Raw genomic sequence first — 24,450 nt, forward strand, 5'->3', positions numbered from 1 at the left:
CGGGATCTGTACGAGCGGTGACGGGTGGGGCGGGAGCCGAGCACCCGGAGCCGGTCGCTCGAATCGTTCCGCGGCTCCGTGGGCTACAACACATCCTAGGCGGGCACTATTCCGCGGGCCCGGTAGCGTGGGCAGCGCTACGGTCCGGTCGACTCAGCAGAACCGGAAAGGGCCTCTGACCGGGTTTTTACCGGAGCAGCATCAGCGGCCCAGTCGGCGGAGCACCGGAGCGAGGACGGCGCGCAGCTCCGGCACCCGGAGGAACCAGAGGACCGCGAAGTAGACGAGCGCCATCACGGTGCCGATCGCGGCCATCGAGAGCAACGGCTCCACGTAGTTCGAGACGGCGAAACCGCCCGCGCGCGTGCCGCCGAGGGCGACCAGGACGCCGTAGCCGGCGGCGGCGGAGGGCACCGCGGCGAGGACGAACTGCGCGAGCCTGACGAGGATCCGCCTGCCTCCGCGGCCGCCGAGCCGGCGGCGCAGGAGGAGGGCCGCCACGAGAGCCTGCACGCAGATGCCGAGCGAGGTCGCAGCGGCGATGCCGACGGCGGTGCGGTCGGCGGGGAGCCGGAGCACGATCAGGTACCCGGCGACCGCCACGACGACCTGCACCAGGGTGAACAGGAACGGCCGCGCTCCGTCGCTCAGGGCGTAGAACGCGCGCTGCATGATGGCGATCGAGGAGAACAGCGGCAGGGCGATCACGTAGGCCATGGCGATCGCTCCGATGGCCTGCGCGTCCGCGAACGAGTCGGTGAAGACGGAGCCGAACGGCACCGCGACCACGACGATCGCGGCGGCGGCGAAGACGAGCATCATCAGCACCAGGCGGAGCGAGGTGGAGACGTCCGAGCGGAACTCCTTCATCTCCCCCCGCGCGGTGTGGCCGCTCATCTTGGTGAAGTACGCCATGGCGATCGAGATCGCGATGACCGAGTGGGGCAGCATGAAGATCAGCCACGCCTTCTGCAGCGCCGCGGCCGAGGGCCCCTCGCCGGACGCGGTGGAGGAGACCTGGCTCTCGACGATGCCGGCGACGATGGTCAGCAGCACCGTGGCGAACGACCACAGCGACATCCGCCCGGCCGTGCCGAGACCGACGCCCCGGAAGCGGAAGTCGGGGCGGTAGCTGAGGCCGACCCTCCGCCAGAAGAGCATCAGGAACAGCGACTGGACGACGATGCCCAGTGTCGCGCTCCCGCCGAGGAGGGTGACCATCGCCGGGGACCACGAGTCGACCGGACGGTTCCCCTCCGGATCGGCGCCGAACAGCACCATGAAGGCGACGAGCCCGGCGATCACCACGACGTTGTTCAGCACGGGCGCCCAGGTGAAGGGGCCGAACGAGCCGCGGGCGTTGAGCACCTCGCCGAGGATCGTGAAGAGGCCGTAGAAGAAGACCTGCGGCAGGCACCAGAACGCGAAGGCGACGGCCAGCTGGTACTGCTCCGGTCCGTAGCCGGGCGCGTAGAGGCGCACGAGCAGGGGAGCGAGGACCGTGGCGGCGATCGTGGTCACCAGGAGCAGGCCGAGCGCCAGGGTCAGCAGGCGGTTGATGTAGCCGCGGCCGCCGTCGGCGTCGAGGCCCGCCCGCACGATCTGCGGGACGAGGACGGCGTTCAGAGCGCCGCCCGCGATGATCGAGTAGATCGTGTTGGGGAGCAGGTTCGCCGTCGTGAAGGCGTCCGCGCCCGGCGCGACCGCGGCTCCGATCGTGTTCGCCATGACGATCGACATGATGAAGCCGAGGATCCGCGAGACCATCGTGCCGGAGGCGAGGACGGCGCTCGCGCGTCCGAGGGAGAAGCTAGCCACGCGGGTCCGATCGCTGGTCGTCGAGGTCGGGCTGGACCTCGAGCACGGCGTTCGGGTCCTCCTCGTCCTCTGGGGTGTCGCCTCGACGGCGACGGCGGATGTTGCGGAGGATGCCGGCTCCGAAGACGACGACGAGCGCGATCCCGATGACCAGGGTGCCGACGGTCTCCCAGTCGGCGCGGACGCTGGTCGTCATGCCCGTGGGGGTGCCGATGGGGACGCCCTGCGCCGAGGTCAGCTGCAGGCCGAGGCTCGTCTCGCCGTTGCCGACCCGGGCTTTCACGGGGATGAGGACGCGGCCCTGCGAGCGGGCGTCGATCTCGGTGGTCTCGATCGCCTCCTCGTCGATGTCGAGGACGGCGTTCGAGGTCGAGGCCTGGATGCGGACGGCGATCGGCCAGGGGAGCTCGTTGCGGACGTACACGGGGATGCTCGAGTCGCGGGAGACCTGCAGGATGCTGCCGGTCGCGTCGATCGACACCAGCGAGAGCGTCCGGTCGGCCTCGGTCATGGCCGCGCCGACGGCGTCGCCCCAGCCGCTGCCGTCTCCGCGCCAGGTCACCGAGAGCAGCGCCAGCACGTCGTTGCGGCTCTTGCCCGACAGCAGCTCCGGCTCCTGCAGCACGGAGGAGAACGCCTCGACCTCGGAGCCGGCGTCGAGCAGGTCGCGCACCCGGTCGAGCCGCGACTCCGACTCCGGCGAGTCGACGACGCTGGCGCCCTCGGTCGCGGGGACGGCGAGGGCGGTGGAGAGGGCGACTCCGCGGGCCCAGGGCAGCGACTCGATCGCGTCGAGGGTCTCGGAGAGGCGCGCGGCGCCGATCGCGGAGCCGCGGCCGAGGGTGAGCACGACGTCCGGCGCGGTCCCCTCCTCCTGCACCTCGGCGAGATCGGTGGCGATCTCGGACATGCGGGCGCGCCACTCGGTGTCGTCGGTGGCAGTCGCGGCCGCGTCGAACGCCTCGGTGAGGCGCGAGTCGGCCACGACCAGGTCCGAGTCGCCGACGGTGGCGCGCGAGGTCGTGGTCACCTCCTCCGGCAGCAGGAGACCGGAGGAGGGGACGACCGTGCGGTTCACTCCGCTGGCCGCGTAGACGTCGAGGTCCGACCCCCGGAGGGTGCCCTCGTCGGGCCACGCGACGCTGCCGAGGGAGGTGCTCCAGTCGGAGGCGAGCAGCGACTCGGTGCTCGGACGCGCCGGCAGCTCCTCGGCCGGCTGGTCGGAGTCGACGGCGACCGTGGGCACCGGGCTGGCGGTGCCGGGGACCGCGGCGAAGCGGGTGTCGTCGATCGCGTACTCGAAGGAGGTGGGAGAGAGGAGCGCGGAGAGCCCGGCCTGCGCCTGGGCCGAGACGTCGGCGTCGGCGTACGGCAGGGCGAAGCGCTCGTTCGGCACGGACTGCAGCCGGTCGAGCCAGTCGAGGGCCGACTCCGGAGCGGCGCTGCCGAGGATCCGGATCGAGGCGAGGATGCGCGGGTCGACCCCGATCGTGACGCCCTTCCCCGCGACCGCGTCGAGCTGCCGGGTGAGGGTCCCCGTGCCGTCGGTGTAGTCGGCGAGGGCCTCGGCCGAGAGCAGGCCGTCGGCCGTGTCCGGGACGGTGAGCGGGACGAGGACGCTGACGCCGGTCTCGCGCTCCGGGGCCGCCGCGTCGTCGGTCAGCTCGACGGCCGTGCGGGCGGTCGAGACGACACCACCTGGACCGGTGACCGTGACGAGGACGGCGTGGGTGCCGAGCGCGGTCCGGTCGTTGGAGAAGGGGATCTGGTCGACCGGCACGGTGAGGCCGGCCTCGGCGGTGCTGGAGGGCAGCAGGCGCAGCTGGGCGGTCGTACGGACCGGGTCGGTGTCGTTGTCGGCCTCGGCGTCGAGCCAGTCGTGCAGCTCCGCGCGGGTGTCGAGGGTGGCGTAGGAGAGGGCGACCGTCACGTCGGCGCTGTCGATCGCCTCGGTGGTGCCGTTGCGCACGGCGATCGAGAGCTCGAGGTCCTGGCCGGGCCGCAGGACGCCGTCACTGCCGGCCCCGGCGGTCGTGGTGACGGTGCCGGGAGCGGGCGTCGAGGTCGCCGTCGCGGCGGCGACCGGGGTCGCGAGGGCGGGGGAGGCCACGCCGGTCAGGCCGAGCGCGAGGGCGGCGGCACCTGCCGAGCGGAGCAGGAGGAGGGCCGCCCGCGAGCGGCGGGAGCGGAGGGAGGGGTCGCGCCGATGCATCGGACTCACTCGGCCTCCATGCGGGTGATTCTACGGGCAGCCCTCCTCGGGGCAGGCGGTGCGTCCGCTGTGCAGGCGGTTCCCCCCGTAACCCCCTGGCACGGTCACCCGCTGCCGGGACACCCCCCGCCACTAGGATCGTGCGAATGCACAGCGTCCAGACCGCTCTCGAGACCCTCCGCGCGCTCGCGGGGACGCCCACGGTGACGCGGCTGGCGGAGGCGTTCGCGGCCCAGGGCCACGAGCTCGCGCTGGTCGGCGGCCCGGTCCGCGACGCCTTCCTCGGCCACGGCGTGCACGACCTCGACTTCACCACCTCCGCACGCCCCGACGACATCGTGCGGATCGTCGCTCCGATCGCCGAGGCGCACTGGGACATCGGCCGGGCCTTCGGCACGATCGGCGCTCGCGTGGCCGGCGAGACGGTCGAGATCACGACCTACCGCAGCGACAGCTACGACGGGGTGAGCCGCAAGCCCGAGGTCGAGTTCGGCGACTCGCTCGAGGGCGACCTGGTGCGGCGCGACTTCACGGTCAACGCGATGGCGCTGCGGCTCCCGGAGGTCGTCCTCGTCGACCCCTCGGGAGGAGTGGAGGACCTGCTCGCCGGCCGGCTGCGCACCCCCTCCCCCGCCGATCTCTCCTTCGGCGACGATCCGCTCCGGATGCTCCGCGGCGCGCGCTTCACCTCGCAGCTCGGCTTCCGCACCACCGACGAGGTCGAGTGGGCGATGGCCGAGCTCGCCGGCCGGATCGACGACGTCTCGGCGGAGCGCGTGCAGGAGGAGCTGCGGAAGCTCCTCGCGACCGCCTCGCCCCGAGCCGGCCTGGAGCTGCTCGTTGACACCGGTCTGGCCGGTCGCTTCCTCCCGGAGCTGCCCGCGCTGCGCCTGGAGCAGGACGAGCACCACCACCACAAGGACGTCTACACCCACAGCCTCACCGTGCTGGAGCAGGCGATCGCGCTGGAGGAGTCGCGGCACCCCGGAGCCGCGCCCGACGTCGTGCTGCGGCTCGCCGCCCTCCTGCACGACATCGGTAAGCCGGCCACGCGGCGGCTCGAGCCGGGCGGAGCGGTGAGCTTCCACCACCACGACCTGGTCGGCTCCAAGCTCGCGATCAAGCGGATGCGCGCGCTGAAGTTCGACAACCAGACGACGAAGGACGTGGCCCGCCTCATTGAGCTGCACCTGCGCTTCTTCGGGTACACGGACGGCGCGTGGACCGACTCCGCGGTGCGCCGCTACGTGACCGACGCCGGGCCCCTGCTCGAGCGGCTGCACATCCTCACCCGCGCCGACGTGACCACGCGCAACCGCCGCAAGGCCGACCGGCTCGCGCACGCCTACGACGACCTCGAGGCGCGCATCGCGGAGCTCGCCGAGAAGGAGGAGCTCGCCTCCAAGCGCCCCGACCTCGACGGCACGCGGATCATGGAGATCCTCGGCCTCGCCCCGGGCCCCGAGGTCGGGCAGGCGTACCGGTTCCTGCTGGAGCTGCGGCTCGAGGAGGGGCCGCTCGGCGAGGAGGTCGCGACGCAGCGGCTCCGCGAATGGTGGGCGTCGCGCTGAGGCACCATCCCGGGCCCCGTGCCCGCCTCGCCCTGCGCCCGGGATGGTGCGCCTCGAGCGGATCCGTCCGGCGCGTCGCGGCGGTCCTGTTGTAGTCTGTACAGGTTGTCCACGACCAGACGCACTCGCGTCCGCGGGAGTGGGCAGATGCTACATACCCTCCTGTCACGGAAATACCGTGGCCGTTCAGTCCGAAGGAGGTGGGTTAGTGACGCATCAGTACGAGATCATGGTCATCCTGGACCCCGAGATCGATGAGCGCACCGTCGCTCCGAGTCTCGACAAGTTCCTCAACGTCATCCGCACCGATGGTGGATCCATCGACAAGGTCGACGTCTGGGGCCGCCGTCGTCTGGCGTACGAGATCAACAAGAAGTCCGAGGGCATCTACGCCGTCGTCGACTTCACGTCGACCTCCGCCGCAGCGAACGAGCTCGACCGTCAGCTGAAGCTGTCCGAGGCCGTCATGCGCACCAAGGTGCTGCGGGCCGAAGAGGGCATCGCCCAGGTCGCGGCCGCCGCGAAGCTCGCCGACGAGAAGGCCGCCCGCAAGGCCGCCAAGGCCTCGGCCGCTCCCAAGGCGTAGCGCTCATGGCCGGCGAGACGATCATCACCGTGGTGGGGAACCTCACCGCCGACCCCGAGCTGCGCTACACGCAGGGCGGGCTCGCGGTCGCGAACTTCACCATCGCCTCCACGCCGCGCACCTTCGACCGTCAGGCGAACGACTGGAAGGACGGCGAAGCGCTGTTCCTCCGCGCCTCCGTCTGGCGCGAGTTCGCCGAGAACGTCGCAGGAACGCTGACCAAGGGCAGCCGCGTCATCGCGACCGGCCGCCTGAAGCAGCGCTCCTACGAGACGAAGGAAGGCGAGAAGCGCACCAGCATCGAGCTCGAGATCGACGAGATCGGGCCCTCGCTGCGCTACGCGACCGCGCAGGTCACGCGCGCCTCCGGTGGAGGCGGACGCGGCCAGGCCGGTGGCGGCCAGGGCAACGGCGGTCAGATCGGCGGCGGCCAGGGCGGCTTCGGCGGCGGCGGTCAGGGGGGCTCCGGCAACGCCGGCGGCAACCGTGGCGGTCAGGCCGAGGAGCCGTGGGCGCCGAGCGCTCCCGCCGGTGGCGACGTGTGGAGCACGCCGGGCAGCTACAACGACGAGACGCCGTTCTGAGCCTCGGCTCGGACGCTCTCCTCACCTGAATCACGCCTCCCCCGCACCGCGATCGCTCGCGGCGGGGCAGGGGCGAACCAGAATCTAAGGAAACCACTATGGCTGGAAAGAGCAGCGGCGACCGCCGCAAGCCGATCCGCGGCAAGGGCGCGAAGAACGCGGCCCCCGCGAAGTCGGTCCGCGTGGGTGTCATCGACTACAAGGACGTCGCGACCCTCCGCAAGTTCATCTCGGAGCGCGGGAAGATCCGCGCCCGTCGTATCACCGGCGTCTCCGTTCAGGAGCAGCGCCTCATCGCCCGTGCCGTCAAGAACGCCCGCGAAATGGCGCTCCTGCCCTACGCCGGCAGCGGAAGGTAGGTAACGGTATGTCCAAGGTCATCCTGACCCACGAGGTCGACGGACTCGGCTCGGCCGGCGACGTCGTCGACGTGAAGAACGGGTTCGCCCGCAACTACCTCATCCCGCAGGGCTTCGGCGTCGCGTGGACCCGCGGTGGCGAGAAGCAGGTCGAGCAGATCAAGTCGGCGCGAGCCGCTCGTGAGCACAAGACCATCGAAGAGGCCCAGCACACCAAGCAGGTCCTCGAGGCCAACCGCGTGAAGCTGACGGTCAAGGCCGGCAAGGACGGCCGCCTGTTCGGCTCGGTGAAGACCTCCGACATCGCGAACGCGGTGGCGGCGGCCGGATTCGGCGAACTCGACAAGCGCAAGATCGTCATCTCGAACGCGATCAAGCACGTCGGCGAGCACGAGGCCGTGGTGCGTCTGCGCGACGACATCCAGGCCACTGTGAAGCTGCAGGTGGTCGCGGCCAAGTAAGGCCGCGAGAACGCCGCGGAGGGCGGTGCGACGGGACTTCCGAGTCCCCTCGCACCGCCCTTCGTCGTTCCCGTTCTCCACAGCTCCATCCACATACACCCTTCGGCGGGGCCAACCTTCACTGTGGTCTTGAGACTCTTTTCCCCACACACCTGTGGAAAGCAGGAAATGCCTGGTCAAGAGCCGGAAAAAACTTGCTGAGGGCCGCTGATCCCACAGGGTTGTCCACACGTTGCCCACAGTGGGCCCGGCGTTTCCCCTCGGTTCTGCACAGCTCTCTCCACAGGGCGGTTTGCGTGCCGCGGTCGGCGGTCCGTAGGGTGGCGCAGCGCCCCGCGAGGGGTGCGGGCAGGCGCCCGTGCGCCGCTGTCGGAGGTCGCTGGTAGACCGGATCCCGGCACCGGCTCGACCGGACGCGCAGCACCCGACAGGAGGAGGCGAAGGCATGACGATCGCGCACCTGGCGGTACCCGGCTCGGAAGGACGGGACGGTCGCGGAGACCGCGGCGAGTCGCGCGGGAACGAGCGGACCCCTCCGCACGACCTCCTCGCCGAGCAGTCGGCGCTGGGCGGCATGCTGCTCTCGAAGGACGCGGTCGCCGATGTCGTCGAGAGCGTCAAGGGCACCGACTTCTACATCCCCAAGCACGAGATCGTCTTCGACGCGATCCTCGCCCTCTACTCGCACGGCGAGCCGACCGACGTCATCGCGGTCACCGACGAGCTCACGAAGCAGGGCGAGCTGCAGCGGGCCGGCGGCGCCGACTACCTGCACACGCTCACCTCGATGGTCCCCACCGCGGCCAACGCCGGCTACTACGCCTCCATCGTCGCCGAGCGCGCTCTGCTGCGCCGCCTCGTCGAGGCGGGCACCCGCATCGCGCAGATGGGCTACCAGGGCGAGGGCGAGGTGCTCGACCTGGTCAACACGGCGCAGGCCGAGATCTACAACGTCACCGGCTCCGAGACGGCGGAGGACTACGTCCCGCTGACCGACGCGGTGACCGTCGCGATCGACGAGATCGAGGCGGCCGCTCACAAGGACGGCAGCTTCACCGGCGTCCCGACCGGCTTCGCCGACCTCGACGACCTGACCAACGGCTTCCACGCCGGGCAGATGATCATCGTCGCCGCGCGCCCCGCGCTCGGAAAGTCGACGCTGGCGCTCGACTTCGCCCGCGCCGCCGCGATCAAGCACAACATGGCCACGATCTTCTTCTCCCTCGAGATGGGGCGCAGCGAGATCGCGATGCGCCTCCTCTCGGCCGAGGCGTCCGTGCCGCTGCAGCACATGCGCAAGGGCACGGTCGACCAGCGCGACTGGACGACCATCGCCTCCACCCGTGGCCGGATCAACGACGCGCCGCTCTACATCGACGACTCGCCCAACATGACCCTCGTCGAGATCCGGGCGAAGTGCCGCCGGCTCAAGCAGCGGGTCGGGCTCAAGATGGTCGTCATCGACTACCTGCAGCTGATGACCTCCGGCAAGAAGGTCGAGAGCCGCCAGCAGGAGGTCTCGGAGTTCTCGCGTGCCCTCAAGCTCCTCGCGAAGGAGCTGCAGGTGCCGGTCATCGCGCTCTCGCAGCTGAACCGAGGCCCCGAGCAGCGCGCCGACAAGCTCCCCGCGATCTCGGACCTCCGCGAGTCCGGCTCGATCGAGCAGGACGCCGACATGGTGATCCTCCTGCACCGCGAGAGCGCCTACGAGAAGGACAACCCGCGCGCGGGCGAGGCCGACCTCATCGTCGCCAAGCACCGCAACGGCCCGACCCGCACGGTCACCGTGGGCTTCCACGGCCACTTCTCGCGCTTCGCCGACATCCCGGCGGTCTGACGTGACAGGTGCCGCTGCCGTCCCCGAGCCCGTCGACGTCCCGCTGGGCGGCGGGTCGATCCGCCTGGGCCAGTTCCTCAAGTTCGCGGGGATCCTCTCGGGCGGCGAGGCCAAGGAGGCGGTGGCCGAGGGGATGGTGACCGTCAACGGCGAGGTCGATCTGCGCCGAGGTCGCCAGCTCGTCGTCGGCGACGTCGTCGGGTTCGACCGGAACCTCTTCCGCGTCTGCGAGTGAGCGCGGCCGCGCCTCGACGGGTGCGATCGGCCGAGACGCCGCGGAACGGATGAGACGCCGCTCAGAGGCGGGCGCGTCGGCGTGTTGAGCGGTGGCTCGGCGCACACTGGCTCCTGGACATCCCGGGACGACAGGAGACGCGCGTGCAGCTCGGCATTCACTTCATGAACTTCACTCTGCCCGGGGGGAGCGCGCAGATCGCGCCGATCCTCGGAGCGACCGCGCGGACGGCCGAGGACGTCGGCTGCGCCTGGTTCACGCTGATGGACCACTACTTCCAGATGGAGCACTTCGCGACGAGCGAGGATCCGATGCTCGAGGGATACACCTCGCTCGGCTTCGTCGCCGGCCGGACGGAGCGGATGCGGCTGGGGCTCCTCGTCACCGGCGTGACGTACCGCCATCCGGGACTGCTCGCGAAGATCGTCACCACCCTCGACGTGCTCTCCGGCGGGCGCGCGATGCTCGGCATCGGCGCCGCCTGGTACGAGCGCGAGCACCTCGGGCTCGGCGTGCCGTACCCGCCGCTGAAGGAGCGGTTCGAGCGGCTGGAGGAGACGCTGCGGATCTGCCGTCAGATGTGGAGCGACGACGACGGGCCGTTCGAGGGGACGCACTACCGGCTCGCCGAGACGCTGAACCACCCGGCGCCGATCCAGCAGCCCGGCCCGCCCATCCTCATCGGCGGCGGCGGCGAGAGGAAGACGCTGCGGCTGGTCGCGCAGTACGGCGACGCCTGCAACCTGTTCGGCACCGGCGCGGACGACGTGGCGCACAAGCTCGACGTGCTGAAGCGGCACTGCGACGACCTCGGGCGCGACTACGCGACGATCACGAAGACCATCACCGGGGGCGGCGATCCGATCGGCGACCCCGACGGCTTCGTCCGCGCGATGGAGGAGTACGCGGCGCTGGGGATCGACCACGTGCAGCTGGCGCCGGCCGGGCCGGATCCGGAGGGGTACGTCGCCCGGCTGGGCGAGGGCGTGATCGAGCGGGTGGCGGCTCTCGGCTGAGGGCTCCGGGACGCACGGCACTCCGACCGGTTCGGGTGCCGCGGGCGTCACCGCTGATCCGCTCCGCCGGCCGGGTCCGCCGTCACCGGCGCGAGGACTCCAGTGGCGGCCATGTCCCGGGTCGGGGGACGCCGTCGGCGGATCCTGCCCCCCGTCAGGGTCGCGGCGTAGACGCGGGCGAGGAGCGCGACCTACGGTTCGAGCCTCCCACCTCGGGTTATTGAGCTCACGCTGACGTGGGCAGATCGCTGGCCTCATGCCGCACGTGTCCTCTCGCACCTCGCTCCGCCGTCATCGGCAGAACCGCAGAAGAGGGGCGATCGGGACGGGTGTCGTCCTCGCCGTCGTCGGCGCCGCGCTCTTCGCCGGCGTCTCGGCGCAGGCGGCCACTGCTCCGGACCTCGGCACGGCGGAGGACTACTCGGTCCTGGCCGCGTCGACCGTGACGAACACGGGGTCGAGCGTCCTGGACCAGAGCGTCGGGGTCAGCCCGCTGACCGCCGTCACCGGGTTCCCGCCCGGACGGACGGACGGAGTGATCCACCGCGGAGACGCGGAGGCGGCTCAGGCCCAGGCCGACGTGGGCACCGCCTACGGACAGCTCGCCTCGCAGGCGACGACCGCGCAGATCGGCGCCGAGATCGGCGGCAGAACGCTGAAGCCCGGGGTCTACACCGCGGCCGGACCGGTCGGAGTGACGGGGACGCTCACGCTCGACGCCGAGGGCGTCAACGAGGCGGTCTTCGTGATCCGCGCCGCGTCGACGCTGACGACGGCCTCGTCGAGCACGGTGGCCCTGATCAACGGAGCGCAGGCCTGCAACGTCTACTGGCAGATCGGCAGCTCCGCGACGCTCGGCACCGACTCGGACTTCGTGGGCTCCGTGCTCGCCTCGGTCTCGATCACGGTGACGACGGGCGTCTCCGTCGAGGGCCGCGCACTGGCCCGCACGGGAGCGGTCACGCTCGACTCCAACGACTTCACCGAGCCGGGCTGCGAGCCCTCCGACGGCGGATCGTCGCCGACGGCGACTCCGACCGCGACGCCGACCGTGACGCCGACCGTGACGCCGACCGTGACGCCGACCGTGACTCCGACGGTCACGCCGACCGTGACGCCGACCGTGACTCCGACGGTCACGCCGACCGTGACCCCGACGGTCACGCCCACCGTGACGCCGACGGTCACTCCGACCGTGACGCCCACGGTCACTCCGACGGTGACGCCCACGGTCACTCCGACGGTGACGCCCACGGTCACTCCGACGGTGACCCCGACCATCACGCCGACCGTGACTCCGACCGTGACTCCGACGGTGACCCCCACCGTCACGCCGACCGTGACTCCGACCGTGACGCCGACAGTGACTCCGACGGTCACGCCGACCGTGACGCCGACGGTCACGCCCACTATCACCCCGACCGTGACTCCCACCGTCACCCCGACGGTGACTCCCACCGTCGTGCCGACTGTGACGCCGACGGTGACTCCCACCGTCACTCCGACGGTGACTCCCACGATCGCGCCCACCGTGGCTCCGACGGTGACTCCCACGATCGCGCCCACCGTGGCTCCGACGGTGACTCCCACGATCACGCCCACCGTGGCTCCGACGGCCACACCGACGACCACGCCGACGGTGACCCCCACCACCACGCCGACCGCGACGCCCACGGCCTCGCCGACTCCGACCGCGACCACAGCGCCGCGACCGGCGCCCTCCCACGCCGCGGTCGTTCCCGTGTCCGGGTCGAACGGTCCCCGCGGTCCGGCTCTCGCCTCGACCGGAGTGGACGCCGCAGCGACGGCGACCGCCGGAGTGCTGGGCCTGCTCGCCCTGGTCGGCGGCGGTCTGATGCTCCTCACCCTCCGACGCCGCGGTGAGCGCACCGGGAGCTGATCCCGGCTGATCACCGGCAGCTGATCACCGCCAGGCCGTGCGCCGGACTCCCGAGGGGTCCGGCGCACTTCTGCGCCCACGATCGCGCTCCGCCCGTCTCTCGGGTGTCCTCGCCGATGCGCGCAGGCCCCGTGCGCGTCCGGGTGAGCACGCACTGCTCCTGACACGGGAGCATCCCGGTGCCGTCGGGCCCGGTCGTGCGTCGAGACGCCGCTCCGATCGCCGGGACATCGCGGTAGGGGCAGTGCCTCGGGGCGGAAGGCGGCATGCGAGGAGTGCGCGACCGCTCTGCTCGGAACGCGCGCGTCCGCTCGATGCCGGGGTCCGCTCCGCCCGGCCGTCAGACCCCGGCCAGCTCGGCTCGGAGGGGCGGGTCCGCGCCGATGCGGGAGGCGGTGACTCCCGCCGCCCGGGCCGCCCACCGGCCCGCCGCGAGGAGGGCGTCCTCGTCGAGAGCGGTGGTCCCGCTGTCGAGGAGGGCGTCGATCAGCCCGGCCATCGCCGTGTCGCCGGCGCCGATGGTGTCCGCGACAGCGATGCGGCAGGCGGGGACGACGACCCGGGCCCGGCGGGACGCGAGGACCATGCCCTCGCCGCCGCGCGTGACGACCGCCAACGCGGGGCCGGCGGCCAGGAGGCGGTCGAGGACGGCGTCGACGGAGTCGCCGGGGTGGAGCCACTCGGCGTCCTCGTCGCTCAGCTTCACCAGATCGCAGCGCCGGAGGAGCCGCTCGAGGACGCGGTGGACCTCAGCGCGCGGAGGGAGCACCTCGGGCCGGATGTTGGGGTCGAGGCTGACGGAGGTCCCGGGCGGCAGACGGTCGAGCAGGTCCGCGATCGCGTCCGCGCCGGGATGCAGGAAGGCGGCGATCGACCCGGTGTGGAGGTGCGCGGCTCCGTGGGGATCGACGCGGTCCGGGTTCCAGCTGAGGTCGAACTCGTACCGGGCCGACCCGTCGGCGCCGATGACCGCCGCCGCGGTCGACGTGGTGCCGCGCGCGGGCGCCGACACCGCGACTCCGGACTCCTCCAGATGCGCTCGGGCCCGGCGTCCGCGCTCGTCGTCGCCCAGGGCGGTGGCGAAGCGGACGGAGCGGCCGAGCCGGGAGAGGGCGACGGCGACGGTCGCGGGCGAGCCGCCGACGTGCTCCGACCGGCTCCCGTTCCGCTCGACGACGTCGACGACGGTCTCGCCGACGCCGAGGACGCGAGAGCCGGAGCCCGCGCGGGGCCCGCTCACTCCGCCGCCGCGCGGACCTGCAGCGTCGTGAACGGCGCCGACGGGAAGACGAGCTGGGTGAGGGTGCTGAGACCCCCGCCGAGGAACACCTCGACCACCGAGGCGTCGACGACGATGCGGACCGGGGTCCGCCCCGACTCGTCCGGCGCGGGCAGCGGAGCCCAGTCGACCGAGGGGAAGGACGCCGCGAAGTCCACCGCGCCGCTGCGCGTGCGGTCGCAGGTCAGCACTCCCTCGTCGCCCACGACCGTGAGCACCACTTCGTCGTCGGTCGTGCCGGTGAGCAGGCGCAGCTCGGTGCGGTCGCCGGGGAGGCGGGACACGTCGACGTCGAAGACGCGGACGTCGCGGGACGCCGGCCCCGTCGGGAGGACCGCCCGCTGCGCGAGGCGGAGACGGCCGTCGGCCCCGCGGACGAGGTCGAGCTCCCGCACGAGCGACATCGACGAGCGCCACGGGCCGGTGGGCGTCTCGTTCGCGTAGTCCCAGTTGCTGGCCCACGCGATCGTGAGGCGGCGGCCCTCGGGAGCGTCGTTGAAGGAGACGGCCGCGTAGTAGTCCCGGCCGTAGTCGAGCCAGTCGTAGTCGGCGGGGTCCTCGGACGCGCTGATCCGGTCGGCGGTGAACTCGGCTCCGTCGAAGTCGCCGAGGAAGTACTGGCTGCCGGAGCCGCCGGCGATGCCGCCCGGGTTGAGGCTCACGATCATCATCCAGCGGACCTCGTCGGTGCCGCGCACGCGCAGCGGGAAGAGGTCCGGGCACTCCCAGACGCCGCCCGTGGCATGGGCGGGGCCGAAGTGGGAGCGCCGGGTCCACGCGATCAGGTCGGGCGAGGTGTAGACCGCGACGCGGCGGTCGACCGCCTCGACGGCGACCATCACCCAGTGGCCGTCGTCCCCGCCGAACCAGAAGACCTTCGGATCGCGGAACTCCGCGGAGCCGATGTCGAGGACGGGGTTGCCCGCGTACCGGGTCCAGGTGGCGCCGTCGTCGACGCTGTAGGCGAGCGCCTGGGCCTGCGAGGCCCCGGTGCCGTCCGGGAGGGCGTCGCGGGCGGCCGTGTAGACCGCGACGAGGGCCGTCTCGCCGGGGCCGGCGAAGCCCGCCGTGTTGCGGACGTCGGCGACGGCGCTGCCGGAGAAGGCCATCTCGCCGTCGAGGACGGGGATCGCGACGGGCTGCTCGCTCCACGACACCAGATCGGTCGAGGTCGCGTGGCCCCAGGACATGTTGCCCCAGGTGCTGCCGGTCGGGTTGTTCTGGAAGAACAGGTGGTAGGTGCCGTTGTGGAAGAGGAGCCCGTTCGGGTCGTTCAGCCAGGTGGATCGGGCGGTGAAGTGGGCGGACGGACGCCAGGCGTCGGTCGTCGTGGTGATGGTCACAAGGGCTCCTGAGGAGAGGGGTTCGGTGCGGCCGGACGAGGGGCGCGGGCGGCTGCCGCCCGCGCCCCCGGGGACTACTCGCCGCCGTTCTGGAAGCGGTCGTAGGCCTGCTGGTACGTCGCGGTCACGTCGGAGGCGCCCATCGACTCCAGCTGCGAGACGTAGGAGTCCCACTCGCTGTCGACGGTGCCGTTGACGATCCAGGCGGCGAACTTCTCCTTCACCAGGGTGTTGATGTCGGTCAGCGCGTACGAGACGCGGTCGAGCTCGTCGTTCGAGAGCATCACCGGCGGGTAGGCGTCGTTCGCCTTGTAGGGGAGGTAGTACTCGTTCACCAGGTCCTGGCGCTCCTTCGCGCGCGGCTCGGGGGCCACGACGGTCTCGAAGTCCTTCTCGGTGGTGATCTTCGGGCCGCCCGGGGCGACCTTCTGGCGTCGCTCGCCCTCGGCCTCGCCGGCGGCGGCGGGGATCTGCACGAGGAGGCCGGTGGCCTCGTCCTTCTGGAGCGTGACGCCGAGGGGTCCCCAGCTGCTCTGGGCGCTCATCTCGGGGTCGAAGAGGCGGTCGGCCCAGCGCATCGTGGCGGCGGGGTACTCGTTGGAGCGGGTGATCGCCATCGCGCCGCGGTTGATCTCCTGGTTGCTGGTGACGCTGGCGCGCTTCTCGCCGTCGACGCCCTCGAGCACGCCGAGGATCGCGTAGTCGCCGAGGCGGTCCTCGCCGACCATCTCCTTCGCCTCCCACCAGAAGAAGGAGCCGAGGACCGGGGTGTCGGCCTTGCCCTTGGAGAGGAAGGCGACGTCGTCCTGCGAGAACGACTCGGGGTCGATGAGCCCGTCGGCGTACCAGTCGGAGAGCGCCTCGACGCCCTGCTTGTAGCCGTCGGTGTCGGCCGTGAACTGCACCTTCCCGTCGACCACGATGCGGTGGTCGTTGTTCTCCGGCTGCCCGCCGAGCGCCGCGATCAGGTCGTGCGGGTTGCCGCAGAAGGAGTCGGTGCGGAAGGACAGCGGGATCTCGTCGGCCTTGCCGTTGCCGTTGGGGTCGCCGGTCCTGAAGGCCTCGAGCGCGGCCCGGTACTCCTCGATCGTCGTCGGCATCGGGAGGCCGAGTGCGTCGAGCCAGGCGGTGTTGATGAAGAGGAAGTTCGGATACTGGAGGATCCCGAGCTCCTCGACCGAGGGCAGCGTGTAGATGTGGCCGTCCGAGGCGGTGAGCGCGGCGCGGATGTCGGGCCGGTCCTCGAGGATCGCGGAGAGGGTCGGCGCGTGCTCCTCGATCAGGTCCTCGAGCGGGAGGAGCGTGCCGTTCTCGCCGTACTGCACGATCTCGGCGTCGGTGAGGCCCGAGTTGAACAGCACGTTCGGCACGTCGTCGCTGGCGAGGAGGAGGTTCTTCTTCTCGGCGTAGACCTGCTCCGGGAGGTTCTTCCAGTCGATCGAGATGTTGGTGTCCTCCTCCCACTGCTGCACGAGCTGCATCGAGGAGTAGTCGGGGGACAGGGCGGACTTGGTGCCGCCGAAGGTCAGCGACAGCGTGTCGTCGACGATCGGCAGGCCGGTCTCGTTGAAGCCGACCTCGCTCGAGCGGTCCTGGACGGGGTCGTTCCCGCCGCCGGTCGTGCAGCCGGCCAGGAGCAGTCCGCCGGAGAGGGCGAGTGCGGTGGTGGTGAAGAAACTGCGGTGTCTCATCGTTCGTGTTCCTCTTGTCGAAAGGGTGGTGCGGGAGGGGTGGAGGGTCAGCTCTTCACGGCGCCGAGAAGGGCGCCCTTGGTGAAGTGCTTCTGCATGAAGGGCAGGACGATCAAGAGGGGGATCGTCGAGACGACGATCATTCCGTACTTGATCAGCTCGCCCAGGCGCTGGGCGGCGGCGTAGGAGTCCATCGCTCCGGAGCCGCCTGCGGAGGTGACCTCGGACTGGATCAGGACGTTGCGCAGCACCAGCTGGAGCGGGTACTTGCTCTCGTCGTCGAGGTAGATCAGGGCGTCGAAGAAGGCGTTCCAGTTGGCCACGAGGTGGATCATGATCATGAGGAAGATCAGCGGCTTCGACAGCGGCAGGACGATGCTGAAGAAGAAGCGGAAGTCGCTCGCGCCGTCCATCTGAGCGGCGTCGCGCAGCTCGCCCGGCACGTTGTTCTCGAAGAAGGCGCGGGCGATGATCAGGTTCCAGACCCCGACCGCGCCGGGCAGGACCACGGCCCAGATCGTGTCCAGCATCCCGAGGTCGCGCACCACCAGGTAGCGGGCGATCAGGCCTCCGTCGATGAACATCGTGAGGATGAAGATCAGGAGGAAGACGGTCCGCCCGTAGAGGTCCTTCCTCGACAGGGCATAGGCCGCGCAGAGGATCGTGCTGACGCTGATCGCGGTGCCGACGACCGTGTACAGGACCGAGTTGCCGAAGCCCTGCCAGATCGCGCCGTCCGAGAAGATCCGCCCGTAGCCCTCGAGGGTGAAGCCGGCCGGCCAGAGCCAGACGTTCCCGTTGAGGATCTGCGACGGCTCGCTGAACGAGGCGATCACGATGAAGTACATCGGGTAGACGATCGCGACGATCGCCAGGAGCAGGACGGCGATCGCGATCGTGTTGAACACGGGGTCCGCGTACCGTCCGGTGCGCTTCGCCGGCGCGGTGCGGCGAGGGGGAGTCGGTGCCGACGGCTCGCGGACGGCGCGGTCGGGGTGGATGGTCTGTGTCATGGCGTCGTCACCAGAGGCTCGATTGGCCCGCACGGCGGGCGACCTGGTTGAAGGTCGCCAGCAGGACGAGGTTGATCAGGGAGTTGAAGAGGCCGATGGCGGCCGAGTAGCTGAACTGCGCCTGCTGCAGCCCCGCCTTGTAGACGTAGGTCTGGATCACCTCGGAGGTCGGGAGGTTGAGGTCGGTCTGCATGAGCAGGACCTTCTCGAATCCGAGGTTGAAGAGATTGCCGATCGCCAGGATGAACAGGATCGTGATCACCGGCAGGATGCCCGGGATGTCGATGTGGCGGATCCGCTGCCACTTGCTCGCTCCGTCGACGCGGGCGGCCTCGTGCAGAGCCGGGTCGATCGCGGTGAGGGCGGCGAGGTAGACGATCATCGAGAATCCGGCGTTCTGCCAGATGTCGGAGCCGATGTAGAGGGGCCGGAACCAGTCCGGCGAGCCCATGAAGAACACCGGCTCTCCCCCGAGGGCGACGATCGCGCTGTTCACGATCCCGGACCGCGGCGAGAAGAGCAGGTGGATCATGCCCACGACCACGACGACCGAGATGAAGGACGGCGAGTAGAGCACCGTCTGCGTGAACTTCTTGAACCGCTCGCTCTGCAGCTGGTTGACGATCAGTGCGAGCACGATCGGCACCGGGAAGGCGATGAGCAGACCCAGGGCGTTCACCGTCAGGGTGTTCTCGATCAGGCGCCCGAACTGGAACGACGAGACGAAGCGGGTGAAGTTGTCCAGGCCCACCCACGGGCTGCCCGAGAAGCCGAGCGACGGGTTGTAGTCGCGGAAGGCGATCTGGGCGCCGTACATCGGCCAGTACTTGAACAGCGCCACGAAGACGAGCGCCGGAGTCAGTAGTACGTATAACTGCCAGGAGCGCAGGGCGCGCCTCGCAGCGGAGCCGAGGCGCTGCCTCGGGCTCAGGAGGCGCCGTGGCCGGGGGATCCCGGGGGCGGACTTCATCGTCGTCATGCGCGCACCTCTGCACTCGTCACCGATCCGCGGAGGACCGGTGAGCAATGGATGGGATGGGGTCGGGGCTCCTCGCGCGGTTCCGCGAGGAGGAGGGAGACGGCGTCGCGGGCCATGCGCTCGTGGGGGAGCGCGACGGTCGTGAGGCCGGGGTCGAGGTAGGAGGCGAGGGTCTCCTGGTCGTCGAAGCCGACGATGGAGCAGTCCTCGGGCACGCGGAGGCCGCGCGCCTCGAGAGCCCGGTAGGCGCCCCAGGCGGTGCGGTCGTTGCCGCAGAAGATCGCGGTGGGGGGATCGGCCTCGTCGAGGAGCTCCGCGGTGAGCGCGAGGCCGTCCTCGACGGTGCCGCCGGAGCCGTGCCGGACGAGGCGGGGGTCCACGGTGAGGCCCGCCTCCTCGAGGGCGCGGCGGTAGCCCGCCCGCCGTCCGACACCCGCGGGGAGGTCGCTGTCGGCGGGCTGGATGTCGATGTAGGCGATGCGGCGGTGGCCGGCGCCGGTCAGCTGGCGGGTGGCGGTGTACCCGCCCTCCTCCTCGTCCGGGAAGACGCTCGAGAAGCGCCCGCCGGCGGACTGCGCGTTCACGACCACGGTGGGCACGTCGCCCAGCGCCTCCGGCACCTCGACGACGCGGTGGTACATCGAGGCGTAGATGACGCCGAGCACGCGGTACGACAGCATCATGTCGATCGCCGACTCCTCGAGGGCGCGCTCGCCGAAGGTGTCGACGCTGAGGATGATGTGCCCGCTCTCCCAGGCCCGCATCTGCGCGCCCTTCAGCAGGCGGCCGGCGAAGGGGGAGCTGGCGACCTCGTCCGAGACGAAGCCGATCATCCCCGACTGCCCGCTGCGGAGCGACTTCGCGAACGCGTTGGTGCGATAGCCGAGATCCTCGACCGCCTCCATCACACGGGCTCGGGTGGCCTCGGTGACGCGGTTGCCGGGAGCGTTGTTGAGCACGAGGGACACGGTGGCCTGGGAGACGCCGGCGCGCTCCGCGACCTGCCTCATCGTCGCCGTCCGTCCGGCCATGACCCACCTCCTCGTGGTCTCGGTTATTCGTATAACTGGAAAGTACACACCCGAGAGCGCGGCGTCAACATCCGATCCCGCGAGCTCGGGTCGGCAGGTCGCGGGAACGCAGGAGTCGTCGTTCCGGAGCTCGAGTTCGACGACGTCCGCGTTCTCGCGGAGGGCAGGGGCGTCAGCCGGAGGACTCCCGCGGCACGAGGCGGACGGGCATGGCCTGCACGCCCGCGGTCGGACGTCCGTGGATCGCGTTCGAGAGCTCCTCCGCGGCGGCGCGGCCGAGCGTGTCGAGCATCATGTCGATGCTCGAGAGCGGCGGGCGGGCGGCCTCGACGAGGAGGTCCCAGTTGTCGAAGCCGACGACGGCCACGTCCTGCGGCACCCGCCGGCCGGTCTCGCGCAGGTGGTCGAGGGTGCCGCGGGCGATCTGGTCGCTCGCGCAGATGATCGCGTCGAGGTCCGGATGCGCGCGCAGCAGCGTCTCTGCGCACTGGCGGCCCCAGCTCTCGGACCACTGCCCGAAGAGGACGCCGCCGCCGACCAGCGGCAGCCCCGTCTCCGTCAGCGCCTGCTCGACGCCCCGGGCGCGGTCGTGCGCGGCGGTGTAGCTCGGCTCGCCGTTGACGAGGGCGATCCTCGTCCGTCCGCGCTCGATCAGGTGGCGGGCGGCGAGGACGCCGGCCTGCACGTTGTCGGGCGTGAAGGAGGAGTCGCGCGGATCCTCCGAGGGCGCGTAGGCGTAGACGACCGGCACCGGGATGGTGCGGGTGATCGAGGGGCGCGGGTTCGTCGTCCGGCCGAGCACCACGATCCCGTCGACGCGCTTGGCGAGCAGGTTCTTGATGTGGTGCTGCTCGCGGATCGAGTCGCCGCGGGCGTCGCAGAGGAGCACCGAGGTCGATCCTGCGCCGAACGCGTCCTCGGCGCCGAGCAGCACGGGGAGCACGAAGCGGTTGTCGAGATCGTTGGTGAGCATCCCGATGGTGCCCGTGCGCCGGGAGTTGAGGGCCTGCGCGAACGGGTTCGGGGTGAAGGAGAGGGCCTCGGCGGCGTCCAGCACGCGCTGGCGGGTCTCGGCGCGCACCTGGTCGCGGCCGTTGAGCGCCTTGGAGGCGGTGGCGATCGAGACGCCGGCGGCGGCCGCCACGTCGGTGAGCGTGATGGTGCCGGTGGGCTTGCGTGGTGGCACCGCGCCTCCGTTCCGGGCCCGGCGGGCCGCCGCGTCGATCCTCGCACGACTCCGGCGAAAAACCGAAAAGACCGAAAAGGTCGCATCTCTTGACGCGCTGACCGCCCCTGCCTAGGTTTACCCGACAGAAAGTAGTTTCGGCCCGGCGTAGACGATCGGGACGACTGCCGAGGAATCCGTCAACGACGAAGGGATCATCCGTGAAGACGAGGAAGCACGCTCGGGGCCTCGCCGCCGCCGTCCTGCTGGGGACGGCCGCCGCCGCACTGACCGGCTGCGCGAGCGGCACCGGGGGCGACTCCGGCTCCGCCGCGGGAGGCAGCTACACGTTCTGGGACCCGTACCCCCAGTTCGACGAGTCGTCCGACTGGGCGAAGCTCATCGACTCCTGCGGGACCGAGGCCGGCGTCACCGTCGAGCGCACCGGCTACGACACCACCGACCTGACCAACAAGGCGCTGCTCGCCGGTCAGCAGGGCAACTCGCCCGACCTCCTGCTCGTCGACAACCCCGTGGTCTCGACGCTCGCGGAGTCGGGCATCCTGACCACGACCGCCGAGTCCGGGCTCTCCACCGAGGGGATCGACGCGAACATCCTCGCGGCCGGCCAGACCGGCAGCGACACCTTCGGCGTGCCGATCGGCGCCAACACGCTCGCGCTGTACTACAACAAGGCCGTGCTCGAGAAGGCCGGCGTGGACGCCGCCTCCATCACCGACTGGGCCGGGCTGACCGACGCGCTCGAGAAGGTCACCGCCTCCGGCGGCAAGGGCATCACGTTCTCCGGCATCGGCACGGAGGAGGGGACCTTCCAGTTCCTGCCGTGGTTCTGGGGCTCCGGCGCCGAGCTGACCGACCTCGACTCGCCCGCCGCGGTCGACGCCGTCTCGCTCTGGAGCGACTGGCTGCAGAAGGGCTACGCGCCCAACTCCGTGATCGGCAACACGCAGACCACGAGCTGGCAGGAGTTCGAGACCGGCGAGTACGCGTTCGGCGAGAACGGCACCTGGCAGCTGGCGAACGCGAAGGCCTCGGGGATCGACTACGGCGTCCTGACCATCCCGTCGAAGGACGGCGGAGCGGCCCCCGCACCGACCGGAGGCGAGTTCCTCACCCTCCCGGTGCAGTCGGACACGGCGCGCTACGAGACCTCGAAGCAGATCGCCGAGTGCCTGACCTCGACGGAGAGCCTGGTCACGACCGACAACACGCTCTCGTACATCGCGCCGACGGCCGAGGCGCAGCAGGAGCAGGTCGCCGGCAACGCCGACCTCGAGCCGTGGGTCACCGCCGTGCAGGCCGCGAAGGGCCGCACCTCGGACGACCTCGGCACGAAGTACCCGAAGATCTCGGAGCAGCTGTGGGGCGCGGTGCAGACCGTGCTCAGCGGCTCGCAGTCTCCCGAGGACGCCCTGAAGGCCGCCCAGTCGGCCGCCGAATCCGCCACGAAGTAGGACGACCGGGGGCTCCCGCTCCCCGAACGAGGTCCCTCCGGCCGGTGCTCCGCGCACCGGCCGGGGGGACGGGAGAGACCATGACCACTGCCACCGAGACCGCCCGCCTCCTGCGGCGCGGCACCGAGCCGCCGGCCCGGCCCGCCCCGGCCGCCGAGAGCCGTCGGCGCCGCCGGCGCCCCGAGGGCGGCCGCCTGGTCGCGTGGGCGTTCCTCGCCCCGCTCGTCGCCTACCTGCTCGTCTTCTACGCGTTCCCGCTCTACCGCAACCTCGAGCTGAGCCTGAAGGACTACACGGTCCGCTCGTTCGTGCAGGGGAACGCGCCCTTCGTCTGGTTCGACAACTACGTCCAGGTGTTCCAGGACGCGACCTTCGGCCCGGCGCTGCTGCACACGGCGGTGTTCACCGGCGTCTCGCTCCTCTTCCAGTTCACGCTGGGGCTGGCGCTCGCCGTGTTCTTCTACCGCCGCTTCCCCCTGGCGAGCACGCTCCGGGCGCTGTTCCTGGTGCCGTGGCTCCTGCCGCTGATCGTCTCGGCGTCGACCTGGTCGTGGATGCTCAACAGCGACTCCGGCATCGTGAACGCGTTCCTGGAGTCGTTCGGGATCGGCCAGATCAACTGGCTCACCTCGCCGACCACCTCGCTGATCGCGGTCCTGATCGCGAACATCTGGATCGGCATCCCGTTCAACCTGGTGATCCTCTACTCCGGCCTGCAGAACATCTCGCAGGACCTCTACGAGGCGGCCTCGCTCGACGGCGCGACCGGCGCCCAGCAGTTCTGGCGGATCACGCTGCCGCTGCTGCGGCCGGTGTCGGCGATCACGATCCTGCTCGGCCTCGTCTACACGCTGAAGGTGTTCGACATCATCTGGATCATGACGAAGGGCGGCCCCGCCGACTCCTCGACCACGCTCGCCACCTGGACGTACCAGCTCGGCTTCGGCTCGATGCTGCCCGACTTCGGACCGGCCGCGGCCGTCGGCAACCTGCTGATCATCCTGGCCCTCGTCTTCGGCCTCGTGTACATCCGCGTCCAGCGGAAGCAGGCCGACTCGTGACCGCGCGCCGCCCCTGGTACCTGACGGTGGTCGGGATCGCCCTCACGGCGGTCATGCTGTTCCCCGTCTACTGGATGATCAACGTCTCCCTCACTCCGACCGGCTCGATGCGGAAGGATCCGCCGGACTGGTTCCCGTTCTCTCCCACGTTCACCGGCTACCAGGCGGTGCTGAGCGAGCAGCTGCCCTACCTGGGCACGAGCCTCGTCGTCGGCCTCGGCACGGTGCTGCTGACCGTGGCGATCGCCGCTCCCGCCGCGTACTCGCTGGCGAAGCTGCGGCCCCGCGGGGGGCAGGCCCTCTCGTTCGTGCTGCTGATCGCGCAGATGATCCCGGCGATCATCATGGCGATGGGCTTCTACGCCATCTACCTCAACCTGGGGCTGCTCAACTCGATCCCGGGCCTGATCGTGGCCGACTCCACCATCGCGGTGCCGTTCGGCGTGCTGATCTTCACGGCCTTCATGTCGGGGATCCCCGACGAGCTCACCCAGGCCGCCCGGATGGACGGAGCGAGCGCCTGGCGCACCTTCACCTCGGTGATCATGCCGATCAGCCGCAACTCCGTCGTCACCGTCTCGCTGTTCGCGTTCCTCTGGGCCTGGTCGGACTTCATCTTCGCCTCGACGCTCGACAGCGGCGGGAAGCTCCAGCCGATCACCCTCGGCATCTACAAGTACATCGGCAACAACAACCAGGAGTGGAACTCGATCATGGCGACCGCCGTGGTCGCCTCGCTCCCGGCCGCCGTCCTCCTCGTCGTCGCGCAGCGGTACGTCTCGGCGGGAGTCACCGCCGGCGCCGTCAAGGACTGACCCGTCCCTCCAAGGAGAC

Annotated in this window: 21 protein-coding genes; 12 read left to right on the top strand and 9 right to left on the bottom strand. The window is 70.8% G+C overall.

Features of this window, described 5'->3' with window-relative positions; genetic code table 11:
• Positions 1 to 201: 201 nt before the first annotated feature.
• Together murJ and C5D50_RS04055 are read right to left on the bottom strand one after the other, a co-directional pair.
• Entirely contained in the window at positions 202 to 1,818 is a 1,617-nt protein-coding gene (gene murJ, locus C5D50_RS04050; protein WP_258062189.1) for a murein biosynthesis integral membrane protein MurJ, read from the bottom strand.
• A complete protein-coding gene (locus C5D50_RS04055) occupies positions 1,811 to 4,030 on the bottom strand; it encodes a DUF6049 family protein (RefSeq protein ID WP_104282802.1) in 2,220 nt (739 codons plus the stop codon). The genes murJ and C5D50_RS04055 overlap by 8 nt, the downstream gene beginning before the upstream one ends.
• Positions 4,031 to 4,176: 146 nt before the next feature.
• Between C5D50_RS04055 and C5D50_RS04060 the strand changes: the two genes are divergently transcribed.
• The 9 genes from C5D50_RS04060 (at position 4,177) to C5D50_RS04100 (ending at position 12,579) form a co-directional block, all read left to right on the top strand.
• Complete coding sequence (locus C5D50_RS04060; protein WP_104237760.1) at positions 4,177 to 5,601, top strand: CCA tRNA nucleotidyltransferase; 1,425 nt, start codon at positions 4,177 to 4,179, stop codon at positions 5,599 to 5,601.
• A 208-nt stretch (positions 5,602 to 5,809) separates the two neighbouring features.
• The gene (gene rpsF, locus C5D50_RS04065; protein ID WP_068207796.1) at positions 5,810 to 6,187 is read left to right on the top strand and encodes a 30S ribosomal protein S6; all 378 of its coding nucleotides are present in this window, start codon (positions 5,810 to 5,812) and stop codon (positions 6,185 to 6,187) included.
• 5 nt (positions 6,188 to 6,192) lie between these two features.
• Positions 6,193 to 6,771 carry a single-stranded DNA-binding protein gene (locus C5D50_RS04070; protein WP_104222691.1) on the top strand — a complete coding sequence of 193 codons (579 nt, stop codon included), beginning with the start codon at positions 6,193 to 6,195 and terminating at the stop codon, positions 6,769 to 6,771.
• Positions 6,772 to 6,869: 98 nt separating this feature from the next.
• A complete protein-coding gene (gene rpsR / locus C5D50_RS04075) occupies positions 6,870 to 7,130 on the top strand; it encodes a 30S ribosomal protein S18 (protein WP_055784551.1) in 261 nt (86 codons plus the stop codon).
• Positions 7,131 to 7,138: 8 nt separating this feature from the next.
• Complete coding sequence (gene rplI / locus C5D50_RS04080; protein WP_104222692.1) at positions 7,139 to 7,591, top strand: 50S ribosomal protein L9; 453 nt, start codon at positions 7,139 to 7,141, stop codon at positions 7,589 to 7,591.
• 445 nt (positions 7,592 to 8,036) lie between these two features.
• Positions 8,037 to 9,428: a replicative DNA helicase gene (gene dnaB, locus C5D50_RS04085; protein ID WP_104260882.1), complete on the top strand. Its 1,392-nt coding sequence runs from the start codon at positions 8,037 to 8,039 to the stop codon at positions 9,426 to 9,428.
• Between the two features lies 1 nt (position 9,429).
• Positions 9,430 to 9,663: an RNA-binding S4 domain-containing protein gene (locus C5D50_RS04090; RefSeq protein ID WP_104282804.1), complete on the top strand. Its 234-nt coding sequence runs from the start codon at positions 9,430 to 9,432 to the stop codon at positions 9,661 to 9,663.
• Between the two features lie 143 nt (positions 9,664 to 9,806).
• Positions 9,807 to 10,679 (top strand): LLM class F420-dependent oxidoreductase, encoded by an 873-nt coding sequence (locus C5D50_RS04095; protein WP_244229529.1) that lies wholly within the window; start codon positions 9,807 to 9,809, stop codon positions 10,677 to 10,679.
• Between the two features lie 265 nt (positions 10,680 to 10,944).
• Entirely contained in the window at positions 10,945 to 12,579 is a 1,635-nt protein-coding gene (locus tag C5D50_RS04100; RefSeq protein WP_181137285.1) for an ice-binding family protein, read from the top strand.
• 340 nt (positions 12,580 to 12,919) lie between these two features.
• On the opposite strand, the gene C5D50_RS04105 is transcribed toward C5D50_RS04100, so the two are convergent.
• The 7 genes from C5D50_RS04105 to C5D50_RS04135 form a co-directional block, all read right to left on the bottom strand.
• Complete coding sequence (locus C5D50_RS04105; RefSeq protein WP_104282806.1) at positions 12,920 to 13,819, bottom strand: carbohydrate kinase family protein; 900 nt, start codon at positions 13,817 to 13,819, stop codon at positions 12,920 to 12,922.
• Positions 13,816 to 15,201: a glycoside hydrolase family 32 protein gene (locus C5D50_RS04110; RefSeq protein WP_104282807.1), complete on the bottom strand. Its 1,386-nt coding sequence runs from the start codon at positions 15,199 to 15,201 to the stop codon at positions 13,816 to 13,818. The genes C5D50_RS04105 and C5D50_RS04110 overlap by 4 nt, the downstream gene beginning before the upstream one ends.
• 74 nt (positions 15,202 to 15,275) lie before the next feature.
• Positions 15,276 to 16,892 (bottom strand): ABC transporter substrate-binding protein, encoded by a 1,617-nt coding sequence (locus C5D50_RS04115; RefSeq protein WP_104288931.1) that lies wholly within the window; start codon positions 16,890 to 16,892, stop codon positions 15,276 to 15,278.
• 47 nt (positions 16,893 to 16,939) lie between these two features.
• A complete protein-coding gene (locus C5D50_RS04120) occupies positions 16,940 to 17,905 on the bottom strand; it encodes a carbohydrate ABC transporter permease (RefSeq protein WP_104268804.1) in 966 nt (321 codons plus the stop codon).
• 7 nt (positions 17,906 to 17,912) lie between these two features.
• Positions 17,913 to 18,884 (bottom strand): sugar ABC transporter permease, encoded by a 972-nt coding sequence (locus C5D50_RS04125; protein ID WP_244229528.1) that lies wholly within the window; start codon positions 18,882 to 18,884, stop codon positions 17,913 to 17,915.
• A complete protein-coding gene (locus tag C5D50_RS04130) occupies positions 18,881 to 19,915 on the bottom strand; it encodes a LacI family DNA-binding transcriptional regulator (RefSeq protein ID WP_104282809.1) in 1,035 nt (344 codons plus the stop codon). The genes C5D50_RS04125 and C5D50_RS04130 overlap by 4 nt, the downstream gene beginning before the upstream one ends.
• 172 nt (positions 19,916 to 20,087) lie before the next feature.
• Positions 20,088 to 21,101, bottom strand: coding sequence for a LacI family DNA-binding transcriptional regulator (locus tag C5D50_RS04135; protein WP_104282810.1), 1,014 nt, complete (start codon positions 21,099 to 21,101; stop codon positions 20,088 to 20,090).
• 200 nt (positions 21,102 to 21,301) lie between these two features.
• Between C5D50_RS04135 and C5D50_RS04140 the strand changes: the two genes are divergently transcribed.
• The 3 genes from C5D50_RS04140 (at position 21,302) to C5D50_RS04150 (ending at position 24,431) form a co-directional block, all read left to right on the top strand.
• Positions 21,302 to 22,555 (top strand): extracellular solute-binding protein, encoded by a 1,254-nt coding sequence (locus tag C5D50_RS04140; RefSeq protein WP_104282811.1) that lies wholly within the window; start codon positions 21,302 to 21,304, stop codon positions 22,553 to 22,555.
• 80 nt (positions 22,556 to 22,635) lie between these two features.
• A complete protein-coding gene (locus tag C5D50_RS04145; protein WP_104282812.1) occupies positions 22,636 to 23,616 on the top strand; it encodes a carbohydrate ABC transporter permease in 981 nt (326 codons plus the stop codon).
• Positions 23,613 to 24,431 (top strand): carbohydrate ABC transporter permease, encoded by an 819-nt coding sequence (locus C5D50_RS04150; protein WP_104222699.1) that lies wholly within the window; start codon positions 23,613 to 23,615, stop codon positions 24,429 to 24,431. Before C5D50_RS04145 ends, C5D50_RS04150 begins: the two co-directional genes overlap by 4 nt.
• Positions 24,432 to 24,450: the final 19 nt, after the last annotated feature.

Origin of the sequence: Rathayibacter sp. RFBD1, from assembly GCF_002932915.1 — a bacterium.
Taxonomy (GTDB): domain Bacteria; phylum Actinomycetota; class Actinomycetes; order Actinomycetales; family Microbacteriaceae; genus Rathayibacter.